Raw genomic sequence first — 15138 nt, 5'->3', positions numbered from 1 at the left:
CTCGATGGATGTCAGGCGGTCGCTGCCGCAGTCTCGCGGAGCCTGTTCTTCTGGATCTTCTCGCCGTTGGGACTGGGTGTCGTAGGAAAACTCTCGACGAAGACGATGCGCTGCGGCACCTTGTAGTTCGCGAGGCTGGCCTTGCAGAACTCCTTCAACGTCTGTTCATCGGCCGCCGACGACGGTGTGGTGATCACGAACGCCACAGCTCGGTGTTCGTCCGAGGCCTCGCGGACAGGAATTCCGACGACCGCCGCCTCGACGACAGACGGATGCGAGCCGAGTAGATCCTCGATCTCGGTGGGATTGACGAGGAAGCCCGAGAGCCTGAGCGTATCCGCCAGCCGCACCTCGAATTCGAACGAAGTGGAGTCGAACGCTGTTCCTCGATCGCCGGATCTGTACCAACCGTCTTCGGTCACAGCACCCAGCGTCGCTTTCTCGTTGTTGAGATACCCGGGAGTGATGGTCGGCCCGGCAAATTGAAGTTCGCCACGTGTGCCGTCCGGTAGGACCTCACCACTGATCGGGTCGACGGTGCGCACCCGAGCATCGGGATGCACCAGCCGTCCACCCGCGCCCGATCGCGCGGCGGCGTCACCGAATCGATCACTCGACGCCGCGAAAGCGAAGACTTCCGACGATCCGTAGACGTTGACGATCGTGACGCCGAACTCCGTTTCCGCTCGCTCCACCAGAGGCTGCACCGTCGCTCCTGCGACCACGCCTCGTTGCACCGAATCGAGTCCGCCGCCGTCGGAACTCGCTGCATCGAAGAGCGCCTCCAGCATCGGCACGGTACCGGACACGAAGGTGGCACCCCACTCTCGTGCGGCATCTCGTGCATCGTCACCTCTGTACGACGGCATGACGAGTGCCGTCGCACCACCCGCGAGAGCAGCCGTCAACGTGATGAAACCGAACGTGCCGCAGAACGGTAGACCACACAGGACACGATCTCCTTCGCCGATGCCTGCCGAGTGCGCAGCAGCCTGCGAGTGCGAGACGGTCGCGGCATGGTCGTGCAGCGCCAGTTTCGGCAACGACGTCGTCCCAGAAGTACCGAAGGCGTTCCCGATGTCGGTCGGCAACGGCCGCTCGGGGTGAAGCACTCGCGGTGCGTTCGACAGCAGCGACTCGTAATCGTGCACGACGATCTCGTCGAGTTCATCGATCGATCCGCGGCGGTTGTCGATCAGTACCACCGAGCGCAGGGTCGAGGTGTCGCCGTTGGTTGCCCACTGGTCGAGCACCTGCCGCAATCGTTCGATGAAATCGATCTTCAGGAAATCGGGCGTGAGAACCACGGCCTTGGCGTCACTCACTCGGAGGAGATGCGAGATCTCGCTGACTCCGTAGCGGGTGTTCAGAGGCATCAGCACCACTCCGACGCGTGCGGCCGCAAGGGTGAGCTCCACGAACTCGATTCCATTGGGCAACCACAACGCCACGGTGTCGCCGGCCTGCAGACCCAACGCGCGAAGCCCGTCGGCCGCACTCTCGGCGCGACGGACGAGTTCGCCGTACGACACAGCAGCGGCGCCCGGAACCGCCAGTCGAAGCGCTGAACGCTCCGGATCCGTGGAGGCAACGCGCTGCGTCAGCTCGAACAGATTCTCGGGCATGGAAAGTGCGGACATTCAGTGCTCCTATCGGTCGAACCGTCGACCGGACCGTCGCAGGGCGTCATCGACGATGATCGTCGATCGTTGTGCGATACGTGCGATGCCCGGGTGAAACTGGTGAAGTGATTCGGCACACCGCCCGGCAGCGAAGTGTTCCATATTACGGTATGCCGTGCCGAATTTTAGGGCGAAGCGTCCTGCACCGCAACATCCGCGCGGCAGAAGCGCGGCCTCACCGGGACTCGGCGTTTCGATGAAGCTCGGCAAGATCGATGTACACACGTGCATCGGACTCGATCCTCGCCACCTCCGTATCCGTCAGATCACGCACAACCCGGGCAGGGCTCCCCATCACCAGCGATCGCCGAGGAACCTCGAACCCTTCCACCAGCAGCGATCCCGCCGCGACGATGCTGTCGGACCCGACATGCACGCCGTTCAGCACGATCGAACCCATCCCGATCAACACCCGATCCTCGATCACGGCCCCGTGAATCACCGCTCGATGGCCGACCGTCACATCGTCACCGATGCGAATCGGTCGATCGAAGCCGGCGTGCAGGACGCACCCGTCCTGCACGCTCGAACGCGCACCGATGGAAATTGCCGCGCAGTCTGCACGTAGCACCGCCTGATACCACACGCTCGACGACGCGCCGACCGATACATCGCCACACAGCACCGAACCCGGCGCTACCCAGGCGGAGTCCGACACCGACGGCGCTTCTCCACCGAGAACCACGGTCGCAGCAGTCACCCGCATGTTCATTCGTCCGTCCTTTTCGATCGCGTATTCCGATATTGACAATTCTCTGTGACGTGGACCATGATTCAAATATGGCACGGCGTTCCGCAGAATGGAACAACCAACGTCGCCCGCAGCGGTCCAATCCCACCCAGCGCTTCAATCCCACCCAGAGAGGAATCCCGTGTCGACGACAGTCGCAGACCTACGGTCTCGAGCAGTCCTGTGGCCCAAAGGCAAGTACTTCGAAGACTTCGAGCCCGGCCGCACATTCAGCCATCACTGGGGACGAACGCTCACCGAAGCCGACAACATCACGTTCTCGACGCTTACATCCCACTACAACCCCGCGTACTTCAATTCTGTGCACGCGGCCGAGAACGGACACCCGAGCGGCCTCGTCAATCCGATGCTCGTCTTTCTCACCGTGTTCGGGCTCTCCGTCGAAGACCTGAGCGAAACCGGTGTTGCCTTTCTCGGAGTGGACGACCTCACGTTCCACTCCCAACTGCAGTACGGCGACACCGTCACCGCCCGCAGCACGGTCGAGTCCGCTCGCCGATCGGCCAAGAACCCGAAACAGGGCATCGTCACATGGCACACCGAGGGCCGCGACCAGCACGACAACGTAGTCATCGATTTCCTGCGTACCAATTTGGTCAATTCGAGAGGAGCACAATCGTGACCAGCACCCTCGATCGTCGAATAGGCGACCCGTGGTACATGACCGAAGATCGGGTTCAGTTGCGCGCGCTTGCGCGCGAGTTCACCGCCAAGGAGGTTCTCCCCCTGGCGAACGAACTCGATCCGGAGAAAGGGGTCATGCCGGATTCGCTGCGGCACAAAATGTCCGAGATGGGCTTCTTCGGAATCCTTATTCCGGAGGAACTCGGCGGATTGGGACTCGGCGCGGTGGAATACTGCCTCATCACCGAGGAACTCGCTCGTGGCTGGATGAGCGTGGCCAGCATCATTGCGCGAGGAAACGGATTGGCGTCGTCGGGATTCAGCGAAGAACAGAAGAGTCGCTTCCTTCCGCGTGCTGCATCGGGTGACTTTCTGGGCGCGTTCGCACTCTCCGAAGGCGAGGCGGGCTCGGACGTGGCCAACTTGCGATGCGCGGCGCGCAGGGACGGCGACGAGTGGGTGATCAACGGCTCCAAGATGTGGTGCACGTTCGCCGACGGCGCCGATTACATCACCCTTTTCGCCCGTACCGACCCCATCGTCGATCCCGACAGGAGGCACCGAGGGATCAGCGCATTTCTCATAGAGAAGCCTCGCGGAACCTTTCCCGACGGGATTCGCGCGACGCCCATCCGCAAGATCGGATACCACGGCTGGAAGACTTGGGATCTCTTCTTCGACGATTTCCGCCTCCCTGCCGACGCACTGCTGGGCGAGGAAGGTCGCGGGTTCTACGCGGCGCTCGAACATCTGGAGATCGCGCGGGTTCACACCGCAGCCCGTTCGATCGGCCTGGCTCGCGCCGCATTGGAGGACTCGGTCGCGTACGTCGCCCAGAGGCGTCAATTCGGCTCTGCCATAGGCGATTTCCAGGCAATTCGCTTCAAGATCGCGGAAATGGCCACGCAGATCGAGGCTGCACGTTCACTGATGTACCAGGTTGCCGACGACATCGACAACGATCGCCCATGCAGCACCCCGGCGTCGATGGTGAAATTGTTCGCCAGCGAAATGGCCGAGAAAGTCACCAGCACCGGCCTTCAGATACACGGCGGTGCCGGCTACACCAACGATTTCGCCGTCGAACGCCATTGGCGCGACGCACGTCTGACGAAGATCTTCGAAGGAACTTCGGAGATTCAACTTCGCATCATCTCCGACGCGATTCTGGGACGAGGACCCGCATGAGTATCACCGCGAGCGACAACTACTTCGAGGACTTCGAAGTGGGTTCACTGTTCCAACATGCGCGAGGCCGCACCGTGACGGAAATGGACAACGTCCTGATCACGTTGATGGCGATGAACACTGCGCAGGGCCACTTCAACGAGTTGTCGATGAAAGAAACGGATTTCGGGCAACGCATCGTATTCGGAGGAATCACCGCCTCCATCGTGATCGGCTTGGCGTCACAGGACACGGCCGAACACGCAGTGGAGGAAAAGGGTCTGGACAAGATTCGATTCTCGTCGCCGGTATTTCACGGCGACACCCTGCACGCCTTCACCGAAGTGATCGGAACGGAACCACTCCCGAGCCGGGTCGACGCCGGGATCGTCCGATTTCGGCACTACGGCGTCAACCAGCGAGATCAGATCGTCTTCGAAGGCGAGCGAACCGTCGTGATCAGCCGACGTGACCACGCGGCCTCGACATGACCGCCGGACCGCTGGCAGGAGTACGCGTCGTCGATCTCACGACACAGCTCTCGGGACCGTACTGCACGATGCTCCTCGGCGACATGGGTGCGGACGTCGTCAAGATCGAGCCGCCCGACGGCGACAGTGTGCGCCAGCAGGGGCCGTACCACCCCGAAGACCGACAACTCGCGTTCGGCGGGTACTTCCAGAGCATCAACAGGAACAAGCGAAGCGTCGCCCTCGATCTCAAGACCGAGCAGGGGCGCGAGGTGTTCCAGGCATTGGCCGACAATGCCGACATCGTCGTCGAGAACTTTCGCGTCGGAGTGATGGAACGGCTCGGCCTGTCCTATGAAGCCCTGTCCGCGCGCAACCCGCGGCTGGTCTATGCGGCCGTGCGCGGATTCGGTGACCCTCGGACCGGTGAGAGCCCGTACTCCTCATGGCCGTCCTATGACGTTGTCGCCCAGGCCATGGGCGGGATCATGGCGATAACAGGGCCGGACGAGGCGCATCCCACCAAGGTCGGGCCAGGGGTCGGCGACATCGTTCCAGGTATGTTCGCATCGGTCGCGGTGATCGCAGCGCTGCGCCACGCCGAGCGCACCGGCGTCGGACAGTTCGTCGACGTATCGATGTACGACTCGATAGTGTCCCTGTGTGAGCGCGTGATCTACCAACACTCGTACACCGGTAGCATTCCCGGACCTCAGGGCAACGGAAATCCCCAGCTGTCACCGTTCGACATGTTTCCCACTGCCAATGGATACGTGACCATAGCCGCACCGCGTGATCACCACTGGGTTCTTCTGTGCGAACTGATCTCTCGGCCGGAGCTGGGTCATGATCGACGATTCGCGACCAATGCAGATCGCGTCCGCCATGCCGACGAAGTCCGAGAACTGTTGTCACGCTGGACTCGTCTGCACACCAATGCCGAGGTGCTGGAGATACTCGGCGGCCACATCTCCGTGGGCCCCGTCAACGACGCGGCTGCATTGTTCGACGACGAACACATCGCGGCCAGAAACATGATCGTCGAACTCGAGCACCCCGGTGTCCCCGAACCACTGAGCGTGGCAGGGACACCCATGAAGTTCACGGCAACTCCTGGACCGGCGCCGCACCGTGCGCCGCTACTGGGAGAGCACCGCCGCGACATTCTTCGAGAAGCCGGGTACACCGACGACCGCATCGAGGCCATGGAAACAGCCGGAGCGTTCGGACCCCGCATCACCGAACACGCGTGAGCGTCGCCCGCCATTCGTCTTCTCGACCACCGAACAGTGCACCATCGAAGGAGTTTTCATGCCAGAAGCGGTCATCGTCTCGCTCGCTCGATCACCGATCGGTCGCGCCAACAAGGGTTCACTGGTGTCCATGCGACCAGACGATCTGACCGCGCAAGTGGTCCGTGCAGCGCTGGACAAAATTCCTGCGCTCGATCCGACCGAGATCGACGACTTGATGTTGGGGTGCGGGTTGCCCGGCGGAGAGCAAGGTCAGAACATGGGCCGAAACGTCGCGATACAGCTCGGCTTCGACACTGTTCCCGGCACCACCGTCACCCGGTACTGTTCGTCGTCGTTGCAGACCACGCGGATGGCTCTGCACGCCATCAAAGCCGGCGAAGGCGATGTATTCGTTTCCGCCGGTGTGGAAACCGTGTCTCGATACTTCAAGGGAAACTCCGACTCGCTCCCGGACACCCACAATCCTCTGTACGACGACGCGCAGGCCCGCACCGCACGGCTCGCGGAAGGAGGCGAGCTCTGGACGGACCCCCGCCTGGATTCACGTATCCCGGACACCTACATCGCGATGGGGCAGACCGCCGAGAACGTAGCGCAGATCACCGGGATCTCACGCGAAGAACAAGACCAGTGGGGTGTCAGGTCGCAGAACCGCGCAGAGCAGGCTATCGCGTCCGGATTCTTCGACCGCGAGATCTCGCCCATCACCCTCCACGACGGAACAGTCGTCTCCACTGACGACGGCCCGCGGGCGGGTACGACGTACGAAGCCGTCTCCAAGCTCAGGCCGGTCTTCCGTCCGGACGGCACTGTGACCGCGGGAAACGCATGCCCGCTCAACGACGGCGCCGCAGCCTTGATCATCATGTCCGACACCAAAGCCGAGCAGCTCGGGCTCACTCCGCTCGCACGGATCGTCTCGACCGGAGTGTCCGGCCTGTCGCCGGAGATCATGGGACTCGGTCCGATCGAGGCGTCCAAGCGCGCACTGGCGCTGGCGGGCCTGACGATCGACGACATCGACCTGGTCGAGATCAACGAGGCGTTCGCGGTACAGGTTCTCGGTTCGGCGCGAGCCCTCGACATCGACGAAGACAAGCTGAACGTGTCGGGTGGTGCGATCGCGCTCGGGCACCCGTTCGGGGCGACCGGCGCTCGAATCACCACCACACTGCTGAACAACTTGACCGCTCACGGCGGACGGTTCGGTCTCGAAACCATGTGCGTCGGAGGCGGACAGGGCATGGCAATGGTATTGGAACGTCTCCACTGAAGCGACAGGAAAACAATGGGAAATATTACTTTCGACTTCACCGGCCGCACCGTAGTCGTCACAGGCGCGGCACGCGGAATCGGTAAGGCGCTCGCCCGCCACTTCGCCGAGGCCAAAGCTACGGTGTTCATGGTGGATTTCGACAAGGACGAGCTGGAGGACGCGGCACGCGACGTGGGCGCTGTCGGCATTGCTGCCGATGTCAGCAACACCGACGATGTGGAACGAGTCATCGGTACCGTGATCGCCGAAACCGGGCGCGTCGACATCTTGATCAACAACGCTGGAATCCTGCGCGACAAGGTGCTGTGGAAACTCACCGACAGTGACTGGGATCAGGTTCTCGCGGTACATGCCGGTGGCACTTTCCGATTCACCAGGGCGTGTGTCCCGCACTTCCGCAACCAGGAATACGGACGAGTCGTCAACGTCACGTCCTACACCGGACTGCACGGCAATCGCGGCCAGGCGAACTATGCCACCGCCAAAGCCGGGATCATCGGTTTCACGAAGACGGCCGCAAAAGAGTTGGCAGCCTTCGGCGTAACCGTGAATGCAATCTCGCCCAATGCGGCGACGCGTATGACGGCATCGATTCCCGACGAGAAGATCGCCGAATTGACCGGCCCGATATCGCGATTCGCCGATCCCTCCGAGATGGCGGACGCCATCGGTTTCCTCGCCTCCGAAGAGGCGAGCTACATCACCGGCGTCGTCCTCCCGGTCGACGGCGGTGTGTCCATGTGACCCACATCGAACGGACGCTTTCATGGCAGACGTACTGTCGCGCCGAGACCGAACGACAGTGGAACGACCGGGAGAAACGTACATGAGCGTGTTGGACAGATTTCGGCTCGACGGCCGGGTAGCGATCGTCACCGGCGCATCCTCGGGGCTCGGTGTGGCATTCGCCGTCGCCCTTGCCGAGGCGGGTGCAGACCTGGTCCTTGCTGCGCGACGCGTGAACGGACTCCAGGACACTGCAGAACTCGTTCGTTCGCGAGGTCGTCGCGCGTTGTGCGTCGGTACCGACGTCGCCGAGCCCGACGACTGTCGAGCTATGGCGACCGCGGCCATGTCCGAATTCGGTCGAATCGATGTGCTGGTCAACAATGCCGGAATCGCCACCGCAGTCCCGGCCTCACGAGAAACCCCGGGACAGTTTCGGTCGGTTCTCGACGTCAATCTGCTGGGTTCGTACTGGTCCGCGCAGGCATGCGGTGCCGTGATGCAACCGGGCAGCTCCATCATCAACATATCGAGCATTCTGGGCCTGACCACGGCCGGACTCCCCCAGGCGGCATACGCGGCAAGCAAAGCCGGCGTCATCGGTCTGACGCGAGATCTTGCTCAACAGTGGGGCAGCAGAAAGGGCATTCGCGTCAACGCGATTGCCCCAGGCTTCTTCGAATCGGAAATGACTCACCAGTACCGGGACGGTTATCTCGACTCCATGATGCCGAGGATGGTGCTCGGCAGGACCGGCAACGAGGAGGAGCTTGCAGCCTCCCTGGTGTGGCTCGCTTCCGATGCCGCCGGTTACGTCACCGGCCAGACCATCGCGATCGACGGCGGAGTCACCATCACGTGATTCGCCGCGGCAGGGCGAATTCCGTTGTCCGTGGTCATATCTCGCTGTTCCAGCCGGAATTCAGCTCTTGACGTGAGCTAGGTCATAATTTAAAGTTAGAAGCACGGAACAGCGTGCCACATATTGGCACAGAACGAGTCCCGCACACCCCGATTTGACTCATCCACGACGAGGACCACATGACAACACCTGAAGCCGCACCGGACAAGGTATCGATCCGCCGGATTGCTGGTGCCAGCCTGATCGGCACCACCATCGAGTTCTACGACTTCTACATTTTCGCGACCGCCTCGGCGTTGGTGTTCAGCAAGATCTTCTTCCCCACGTACGACAGCTTCACCGGCACGCTCGCCTCGTTTCTCACGTTGGCGGTGGCGTTCTTCGCGCGGCCGTTCGGTGGGATAATTTTCGGTCACTTCGGTGATCGAGTGGGCAGGAAGACGATGCTGGTCACGAGTCTGCTGATCATGGGCGTCGCCACGGTCGTCATCGGGTTGCTGCCCACCTATGCACAGATCGGCGTGTGGGCACCGATTCTGCTTGTCGTCGTGCGTGTGTTCCAAGGCATCGGAGTCGGGGGCGAGTTCGGCGGAGCAGTTCTGATGGCCACCGAACATGCACCACGAAAGCTCAAGGCGTTCTACGGAAGCTGGCCACTGGTCGGAATCTCGGTCGGGCTGGTCCTTGCCACCGGCTTCTTCTACCTGGTTCAACTTCTGCCCGACGACCAGTTCATGTCCTGGGGTTGGAGAATTCCGTTCCTCGCCAGCTCACTGCTGATCGTCATCGGGTTGTACATCCGTATGACGTTGCCCGAATCTCCGGATTTCGAAGAGGTCAAACAGGACAAGTCGCGAGTCAAGTTCCCCGTCGTCACGGTCATCAGAACCAGCTGGCGCCGAGTACTCATCGGCTTCTGCACGATGGCCGTCACCAACGTCTTCTACTACATCGCTGTTGTCTTCGTCTTGTCCTATCGTCAAAATGAAGGTGTCACAAGAGGATTCATGCTTCTTGCGGTATGCCTCGCATCGGTCTTGATGGCGGCAGGCCTCTTGGTCTCCGCTCTCCTGGCAGATCGCTTCGGCCCGAGCCGAATCATCGCCATCGGTAGCGTACTCACCATTCTCGCGGCCTTCCCCTTCTTCTGGATGATCGACAGCCGAAACCCGGTCCTGATACTTCTGGCCTTGGGCTTGGTGTGCGGCGTGTGTGTCTCGTTGACCTACGCTCCTGTGAGTGCATTCCTGGCAGGCCTGTTCGAACCCAACGTCAGGTACAGCGGAATCTCCGTGAGCTACCAGGCGTCAGGCGCGCTCATCAGCGGATTCGTACCGATCATCGCGCTTCTCCTACTCGAATGGGCAGGTTCTTCCTGGGCGATCTCGGTCTACATCATCGTTGCAGCCGCCGTGAGCTTGACCGCCGTCCTCATCGCGGCCAGGAGCGAAACCCGGACAACGGACCCAAAAGAGGTTGACCACAAGCCAGTTCTGGATTCTGCCCGCACCACGTAGCTGATCGATCACCTGTCGCCTCTCCCTCCAAGCGTCGATGTCACGCGACGGAGGGAGGGGCGATCATGGTCGATGCAGGGACGCCGCCCACCCCCCGTCACCTCTTCCGAAGATCGCGTTTCTCGATTCCCAGCTTGTCCGCGAACAGGTTGCGCTGGACGAGCCAACCGGCGACGCTGAGTGCGATCCACGCCAGAGTCGACGTCACCTGCTGCCAACCTGGGCTCGGGTCGTGCAGGAATTCGAGCGGACCCGCAGCTCTGCCCACACCGTCGAGAATCATGCTTGCGCCGCCGATCGAGGTGAGCCACAGGAGCGCCCGTGCGCGGAATTTGTCCGCGAGAAAGGCGCCCGACACACCGACTGCGAGCACCACGATCGCGCTCAATGCCCAGTTGTTGTCACCTGTCTGAAGCACATCGGCTGCCCGGGCCCCGACCACTGCGCCTGCGAGGCCGCCGATGAAATAAGCAGAAAACTTGAAGACAAGGGTCGTCACCACCCACGCGACAACCGCCCCGATGAGTGCGAAGAGAAACAGCACGGACACCGAGGCATTGAACAGGTCTGTGACGAGCCAACCGATCCCGAACCCTGTTGCCAATACCGCCAGATGGAGTGAGCGAATTCCGTAGAAGCACAGCAAGCCACCGACAAGAAGGACCACGATCCCATTCATGCGCACTCCCAGGTCGTATACAGCATGGCCTCATCTTCGGACGAGTACCCGGAGTCCGCCTCATCTGGTTGGGATGAAAATCAGCGACCCCTGCGTATCGGAGCGCTCCGTCGACATCCCCGACGAATGATGGGACAAATACCGCAGATCACTTGTGCGCTTGTCGCCGAACATGCCTACGAGGCTGCACGAATCGCCGAAACCCAACGCAGCGAACGACCCGCACTGATGCTATGACTACTTTTCGGCGAGACCAGTTGCCGCTGCGAGATATTCACGTGAGTCACGGAACGTCTGCGCCACACCGCGCCCCGCGACTGCTCGGTACCGACTGATCTGATCGTCGTCGAGTAGATCGAGCACTGTGGTGGAATCGGCGTGCATCCACCCGCCGTCTCGTACCAGTTCGTGTGCACGTTTGCCCTGCAGGGCAGAGATACCCTCGACCCTGATGCCGTTCGGATCGGTCGACGCTGCGATGTAGTAAGCCTTCTTGCCGGGGTAACCGGCCTTGACCTTCGCGCGCAAGCGCAAAACGGCATCGACCGCGTCATCGATGGCAGACGACTGCTCGTCGGAGCCCGAGTCAGCAGCAGAAACTCGCGCTATCTCCGCATCCAGTCCAGCAAGCAAAGCGGCGAGGTACTCGAGATCGCTCATCAACTCATGATGCCCTACGACGGCGACGTGCTGAACCAGTGCCCGCCGACCCAACGCCATGTGGACTACGTCCACCCGGATCCACCACAGCGCCCCCACCTGTGCCGATCGTTCAGGCGGTGCCACCCCGATCCCATGCGCGTTCGTACCGACTCCAGAGTCGCGTGCGACGCCGAGATCTGTGTCGCACGCAATGAGCGGGAGCAATGTCGAACCGGAAGCACAGGTCGGGACTCTCACCCGATCACGCTTGTAGCACGGTGCTACAATGCGCACATGACCAGGACAAGCCAACCGACTCGTCTACCTGCTGACGTGTACGACTCGGCCGCTGCGGCCACGCTGACCACCTCGCGTACGGTGCCACAGCAAATTGCGCACTGGGCACGAATCGGGCGCGAGATCGAAATGTCGCCTCGAATGAATCACCGAGCGATCACAGCGGTCCTTACAGGCACTGGTTCCTATGATTCGCTCAGCGAGCACGAGCAGGCAATCATCCGAGAAGAATGGGCCGATCGCGCCGCGTCGCTTCGAAGCCAGCAGAACTACGCCGAGCAATTCACAGCTGCAGGTGAGTCGTACTCGGAAGTCGACGAGGACGGCAATCTCATCGTTCATCCCGCTCGCGGCTGATGCCGCTACTGCATCTCCTTGCTGGATCCAACGGTGCCGGTAAATCCACCTACGCCCGCGATGTGCTCATTCCGGTCACCGCACTGCCGTTCATCAACGCCGACGAAATAGCGCTCGAACGTTGGCCTGACGCGCAGGCCGAACATGCCTACGAGGCAGCACGGATCGCCGAAACCCAACGCAGAGAACGCATCGCCCTACAGCAGTCGTTCATCACCGAAACCGTGTTCTCGCACCCGAGCAAAGTGAAGCTGGTATCCGACGCCGTCGACGCCGGCTACCTCGTGCATCTGCACATCGTCATCGTCCCCGTCGAACTTGCGGTGCAGCGCGTCACCGAACGCGTACGCCGCGGCGGACACGGCGTACCCGAAGAGAAGATCCGAGCCCGCTACGAACGCGTATGGACCCATCTCGCCACCGCAATCGACATCGCCGACGTGGTCGACGTGTTCGACAACGGCAGCGCACGAATCCCGTTCCGGCCGTGTGCACGATTCACCCACGGCACACTCATCGGGCCCGCAAGCTGGCCGAAATGGGCACCCGCTGCGCTGACGAACGCCGGCGGTACAGCCGGACACACCACACCGACACATGAGCGGATTCAGCCACAGCGAGTTGAACCCGAGCGTCGCCCCGTTCGTCCAAAACGGAAAGACTGAGGCGGGATACGGGTGGTCCTCGAACAGACCATCAGCCGGATCGAGTCGTCACCCTGATCACCATGCCGACGCCGTCGGTCGTCAGTCGGCAGTTACCGCCGCAGCGTAATCGGTAAGTACTCGAAGCGACTCGGTAGCCGCGACTTCGAATGCATCGGCGGTAACCAGCACATCGCCGCCGATATCCGCCCGGGCGACCGGGATGTCCACGCACGCGGCATCGACGATGTCGGCCCCGGTGAACCCGAGTACCTTCCGAAGAGATTCGTGCGCGTCGGCCGCATGCGTGGCATGTGCCGACACATTGAGCCACGCAACGGGTTTGCCGACTATTTCCATTCCGCCGACTGTCCAGTCGAGAAGATTCTTGAAGCTGCCGGGGAGCGCACCGGCGTATTCGGGAGTGCAGATCAAGATCGCCGCGCTCGTTCCGATTGCGCTCCGCAAACGTACGACACCGTCGACGACGGTGACCGACTCGTCATCGTCGTCGGGATTGAAATGCGGCAACTCGTTCATACCGCGGTACACCTCGGTGGTCCACCCAACCGGAGTCAACCGGGCGGCGGTGTTGATGGCTGCCGTGTTCGTCGATCCGAGCCGAAGCGAGCCGGAGATCATGAGCAACGTTTTGCTGGACATTGCGATCCTCTCAATCGGACGGAGACGCAGCGTGCAGGTCGCTGGTTCTGATATTAGCGAACGCGACCAACGCGCCCACTACACACATTGCCCCGCACACCAACATCGAGAAGTGACGTCCCTCGACGAACCATCGTCGTCCGGCTTGGGCCGATTCGGTCGAAAGGCTCGCGAGATCTGCATCGAGCACTGTAGATCTGATTACCACCGCAGGAACGCGCATGCTGCGTTGCTTGCCGGGTTGTGCTGCTACAAACACGATGTCGGCGGAATGGTCTCCTTGCGACGTACGAACAGCTACTGATCCCGCCAACCAGTTCCCCGATGATCCGCAAATAATATTGCGCAATATTTCTTTCGGGTCTAGCGTGTACTCATGCGTACTCCCCGTCCGATTGCCGACGTCTCACAGCTCAAAGCGTTGGCCCATCCCCTGCGAGTGCGGTTGCTGTACGCGCTTCGTGCCGAAGGGACGGCCACGGCAAGTCAACTCGGACAGATCGTCGACGAGTCACCTGCCTCGGTCAGCTATCACCTACGCAAGCTTGCCGACGCCGGGTTCGCACACGAGGCACCCGACCTTGGCACCGATGGCCGCGAGCGGTGGTGGCGCGTCCCCGAGGAAGGATTCAGCTGGTCGTCGTCCGACTTCGAGGGCACGCCGGAGGGTCGAGCGGCGAGCAATGCCGCCAAGCAGGCGTTGGTCGAGAATCAGTTCGCGCGGCAGCGTGAGTACGACTCGACTTCCGATTCGTGGAGCGACGAATGGAAGCAGGCGTCGTTCAGCACCGACCACGTACTGCAGCTGACGGCGGAGGAAGCGGATCGGATGCGCGAAGAACTCCGCGCAGTCCTGTCGAAGTGGAACGAGCACTCGTTGGATCGCAAGAAGGAAGATCACGCCGGCACCGAGCACGTAATGGTCTTCGCTCACGGATTTCCCTACAATCCTTGATTTTTCGTATCACCGAGAAGGGACGCCACCGTGCACAACATATCCGCTGAGCTTCATCTGTACCTGCAAGCGCTCGAGACCGACCGTCACGTCAGGCACCATGATCGCCGTCTCATCGCCGAGGCACGACGACGCGCCGAGCAGGACCGCCGCGAGCTCGAACGGGCATGGCAAGCGCTGAACAAGGCGATAGAAGCCGAATCCCGCTCGAGTCGTGAGCTTGTGGCCCTCACCCACTGAAGCAGTTGTGACTTTCTGTGACACCGACTCCCGAATCCTCCCGATCTCCTGGCGGTCCCGGGTCACCTTGGTCACAAAACCCCAGGTGAACGACCATGGACAGAACCGGCTCATTCCTGAAACGAGCGGTCCTCACCAGGGCAAACAAAGAGACTCTGACCATTCTTACTGGTCTCGCTTACAAGTATGTTGGGAGACAACCGAATACGTCCACCTGAGCCCACCAGAGCCGCTGACCATTGTCAATCGCTCAGGCGGTACCACCCAGGTTCACGCTCGTTCGTACCGACTTATGACACGCTCGTGACACCTAGGTCCACATCGTGGATC

17 protein-coding genes are annotated in these 15138 nt (G+C 61.5%); 12 read left to right on the top strand and 5 right to left on the bottom strand.

Annotation, left to right across the window (positions count from 1 at the left end):
• Nucleotides 1-11: 11 nt before the first annotated feature.
• Together RY1_RS20290 and RY1_RS20285 are read right to left on the bottom strand one after the other, a co-directional pair.
• Nucleotides 12-1640 carry an AMP-binding protein gene (locus RY1_RS20290; protein WP_072805855.1) on the bottom strand — a complete coding sequence of 543 codons (1629 nt, stop codon included), beginning with the start codon at nucleotides 1638-1640 and terminating at the stop codon, nucleotides 12-14.
• Between the two features lie 217 nt (nucleotides 1641-1857).
• Entirely contained in the window at nucleotides 1858-2394 is a 537-nt protein-coding gene (locus RY1_RS20285) for a gamma carbonic anhydrase family protein (RefSeq protein WP_245819797.1), read from the bottom strand.
• 160 nt (nucleotides 2395-2554) lie between these two features.
• Here RY1_RS20285 and RY1_RS20280 point away from each other — a divergent pair, with 160 nt between their 5' ends.
• The 8 genes from RY1_RS20280 to RY1_RS20245 all read left to right on the top strand — a co-directional run bounded on the left by RY1_RS20280 (nucleotide 2555) and on the right by RY1_RS20245 (nucleotide 10331).
• Nucleotides 2555-3055: a MaoC family dehydratase gene (locus RY1_RS20280; RefSeq protein ID WP_072805854.1), complete on the top strand. Its 501-nt coding sequence runs from the start codon at nucleotides 2555-2557 to the stop codon at nucleotides 3053-3055.
• Nucleotides 3056-3093: 38 nt separating this feature from the next.
• Nucleotides 3094-4245 carry an acyl-CoA dehydrogenase family protein gene (locus RY1_RS20275; RefSeq protein WP_072805982.1) on the top strand — a complete coding sequence of 384 codons (1152 nt, stop codon included), beginning with the start codon at nucleotides 3094-3096 and terminating at the stop codon, nucleotides 4243-4245.
• Nucleotides 4242-4715 carry a MaoC family dehydratase gene (locus RY1_RS20270; protein WP_072805853.1) on the top strand — a complete coding sequence of 158 codons (474 nt, stop codon included), beginning with the start codon at nucleotides 4242-4244 and terminating at the stop codon, nucleotides 4713-4715. The genes RY1_RS20275 and RY1_RS20270 overlap by 4 nt, the downstream gene beginning before the upstream one ends.
• On the top strand, nucleotides 4712-5947 hold the full coding sequence (locus RY1_RS20265; RefSeq protein ID WP_072805852.1) for a CaiB/BaiF CoA transferase family protein: 1236 nt from the start codon (nucleotides 4712-4714) through the stop codon (nucleotides 5945-5947). Before RY1_RS20270 ends, RY1_RS20265 begins: the two co-directional genes overlap by 4 nt.
• 58 nt (nucleotides 5948-6005) lie before the next feature.
• Nucleotides 6006-7223 carry an acetyl-CoA C-acetyltransferase gene (locus RY1_RS20260; RefSeq protein WP_072805851.1) on the top strand — a complete coding sequence of 406 codons (1218 nt, stop codon included), beginning with the start codon at nucleotides 6006-6008 and terminating at the stop codon, nucleotides 7221-7223.
• A 15-nt stretch (nucleotides 7224-7238) separates the two neighbouring features.
• Nucleotides 7239-7970: an SDR family NAD(P)-dependent oxidoreductase gene (locus RY1_RS20255; protein WP_072805850.1), complete on the top strand. Its 732-nt coding sequence runs from the start codon at nucleotides 7239-7241 to the stop codon at nucleotides 7968-7970.
• 82 nt (nucleotides 7971-8052) lie between these two features.
• The gene (locus RY1_RS20250) at nucleotides 8053-8814 is read left to right on the top strand and encodes an SDR family NAD(P)-dependent oxidoreductase (protein ID WP_072805981.1); all 762 of its coding nucleotides are present in this window, start codon (nucleotides 8053-8055) and stop codon (nucleotides 8812-8814) included.
• A gap of 179 nt (nucleotides 8815-8993) precedes the next feature.
• The gene (locus RY1_RS20245; protein WP_072805849.1) at nucleotides 8994-10331 is read left to right on the top strand and encodes an MFS transporter; all 1338 of its coding nucleotides are present in this window, start codon (nucleotides 8994-8996) and stop codon (nucleotides 10329-10331) included.
• A 97-nt stretch (nucleotides 10332-10428) separates the two neighbouring features.
• On the opposite strand, the gene RY1_RS20240 is transcribed toward RY1_RS20245, so the two are convergent.
• Together RY1_RS20240 and RY1_RS20235 are read right to left on the bottom strand one after the other, a co-directional pair.
• A complete protein-coding gene (locus RY1_RS20240) occupies nucleotides 10429-11010 on the bottom strand; it encodes a DUF4203 domain-containing protein (RefSeq protein WP_072805980.1) in 582 nt (193 codons plus the stop codon).
• 237 nt (nucleotides 11011-11247) lie between these two features.
• The gene (locus tag RY1_RS20235; protein WP_245819795.1) at nucleotides 11248-11745 is read right to left on the bottom strand and encodes a phosphate acetyltransferase; all 498 of its coding nucleotides are present in this window, start codon (nucleotides 11743-11745) and stop codon (nucleotides 11248-11250) included.
• Between the two features lie 201 nt (nucleotides 11746-11946).
• Between RY1_RS20235 and RY1_RS20230 the strand changes: the two genes are divergently transcribed.
• The gene (locus tag RY1_RS20230) at nucleotides 11947-12306 is read left to right on the top strand and encodes a TA system antitoxin ParD family protein (RefSeq protein WP_072805848.1); all 360 of its coding nucleotides are present in this window, start codon (nucleotides 11947-11949) and stop codon (nucleotides 12304-12306) included.
• Nucleotides 12306-12971, top strand: coding sequence for an ATPase (locus RY1_RS20225; protein ID WP_072805847.1), 666 nt, complete (start codon nucleotides 12306-12308; stop codon nucleotides 12969-12971). Before RY1_RS20230 ends, RY1_RS20225 begins: the two co-directional genes overlap by 1 nt.
• A gap of 81 nt (nucleotides 12972-13052) precedes the next feature.
• Here RY1_RS20225 and RY1_RS20220 read toward each other — a convergent pair whose 3' ends face one another.
• A complete protein-coding gene (locus tag RY1_RS20220) occupies nucleotides 13053-13613 on the bottom strand; it encodes an NADPH-dependent FMN reductase (RefSeq protein ID WP_072805846.1) in 561 nt (186 codons plus the stop codon).
• 376 nt (nucleotides 13614-13989) lie between these two features.
• Between RY1_RS20220 and RY1_RS20210 the strand changes: the two genes are divergently transcribed.
• Together RY1_RS20210 and RY1_RS29795 are read left to right on the top strand one after the other, a co-directional pair.
• Nucleotides 13990-14568: an ArsR/SmtB family transcription factor gene (locus RY1_RS20210; RefSeq protein WP_072805844.1), complete on the top strand. Its 579-nt coding sequence runs from the start codon at nucleotides 13990-13992 to the stop codon at nucleotides 14566-14568.
• Between the two features lie 30 nt (nucleotides 14569-14598).
• The gene (locus tag RY1_RS29795) at nucleotides 14599-14808 is read left to right on the top strand and encodes a hypothetical protein (RefSeq protein WP_139279931.1); all 210 of its coding nucleotides are present in this window, start codon (nucleotides 14599-14601) and stop codon (nucleotides 14806-14808) included.
• The last annotated feature ends 330 nt before the right edge of the window (nucleotides 14809-15138 follow it).

It is taken from the genome of Rhodococcus yunnanensis NBRC 103083, assembly GCF_001895005.1.
GTDB lineage: Bacteria > Actinomycetota > Actinomycetes > Mycobacteriales > Mycobacteriaceae > Rhodococcoides > Rhodococcoides yunnanense.
Note: the sequence above shows the minus strand (reverse complement) of the source record. Positions and strands in the feature narration are given on the sequence as shown.

Coding starts and splice junctions, on each gene's coding strand:
- RY1_RS20290 (WP_072805855.1), bottom strand. CDS start 1,640: ATGTCCGCACTTTCCATGCCCGAGAATCTGTTCGAGCTGACGCAGCGC.
- RY1_RS20245 (WP_072805849.1), top strand. CDS start 8,994: ATGACAACACCTGAAGCCGCACCGGACAAGGTATCGATCCGCCGGATT.
- RY1_RS20230 (WP_072805848.1), top strand. CDS start 11,947: ATGACCAGGACAAGCCAACCGACTCGTCTACCTGCTGACGTGTACGAC.
- RY1_RS20260 (WP_072805851.1), top strand. CDS start 6,006: ATGCCAGAAGCGGTCATCGTCTCGCTCGCTCGATCACCGATCGGTCGC.
- RY1_RS20255 (WP_072805850.1), top strand. CDS start 7,239: ATGGGAAATATTACTTTCGACTTCACCGGCCGCACCGTAGTCGTCACA.
- RY1_RS20265 (WP_072805852.1), top strand. CDS start 4,712: ATGACCGCCGGACCGCTGGCAGGAGTACGCGTCGTCGATCTCACGACA.
- RY1_RS20275 (WP_072805982.1), top strand. CDS start 3,094: ATGACCGAAGATCGGGTTCAGTTGCGCGCGCTTGCGCGCGAGTTCACC.
- RY1_RS20210 (WP_072805844.1), top strand. CDS start 13,990: ATGCGTACTCCCCGTCCGATTGCCGACGTCTCACAGCTCAAAGCGTTG.
- RY1_RS20285 (WP_245819797.1), bottom strand. CDS start 2,394: ATGAACATGCGGGTGACTGCTGCGACCGTGGTTCTCGGTGGAGAAGCG.
- RY1_RS20220 (WP_072805846.1), bottom strand. CDS start 13,613: ATGTCCAGCAAAACGTTGCTCATGATCTCCGGCTCGCTTCGGCTCGGA.
- RY1_RS20240 (WP_072805980.1), bottom strand. CDS start 11,010: ATGAATGGGATCGTGGTCCTTCTTGTCGGTGGCTTGCTGTGCTTCTAC.
- RY1_RS20225 (WP_072805847.1), top strand. CDS start 12,306: ATGCCGCTACTGCATCTCCTTGCTGGATCCAACGGTGCCGGTAAATCC.
- RY1_RS20250 (WP_072805981.1), top strand. CDS start 8,053: ATGAGCGTGTTGGACAGATTTCGGCTCGACGGCCGGGTAGCGATCGTC.
- RY1_RS20270 (WP_072805853.1), top strand. CDS start 4,242: ATGAGTATCACCGCGAGCGACAACTACTTCGAGGACTTCGAAGTGGGT.